The organism is Stutzerimonas sp. LR2, assembly GCF_055755175.1.
In genome coordinates, this window is the sequence record NZ_JBVTRR010000104.1 from 1 (window position 1) to 549 (window position 549).

Below are 549 nucleotides of genomic sequence, written 5' to 3' on the forward strand. Positions count from 1 at the left end.
GTTGTTCACGCTCATTATTTTTCCGGTCAATCAGGTCCTTATCAATCGCTGTAGGGTATAGATTTTGACAAAGCAGGGTCAACGGAAAAGGGCTTCGCATTGCTGACCTTTTCTGCAAAGCTAACACTACGTTAACAACTGAATAATTATGCATTAAAGTTGACTGAATGGAGATGGCATTTAGAGCATAAAAAAGGGGTGATTCGTTAAAAGCCACCCCTCGCACTGGATCCCCACCCAGACATACAATGCTTTTCATTCGCATGCATTGATTTAAATCATACATTTTTAAAAATTAGATGAAAGTCTTTTTTTAGTCAAAAAATGCATAATTCGCGAATGAGAATTTGATTAAAAAAAGTGTAGTAAAATTCCCATGATTTTTCCATCGCTTACCGCAAGTATATATTTGCTCAACATAATTTGCATTTTTACGACCTTGGGTCGCATTTTTGCAGTACGATTTACCTATGTAAAATGCGGTCATAAATCGAGCGTTTTTTAACAATTCAGTTGAAATTGAACACCGCCATAATGCACCAACGATAG

Annotated in this window: 1 protein-coding gene; it reads right to left on the reverse strand. The window is 36.6% G+C overall.

What is annotated here, in order from left to right; all coding sequences use genetic code 11:
• A partial coding sequence (locus tag ACVRRC_RS22280) for a hypothetical protein (RefSeq protein ID WP_472997622.1) occupies positions 1-259 on the reverse strand: 259 nt, incomplete at its 3' end.
• Between the last annotated feature and the right edge of the window lie 290 nt (positions 260-549).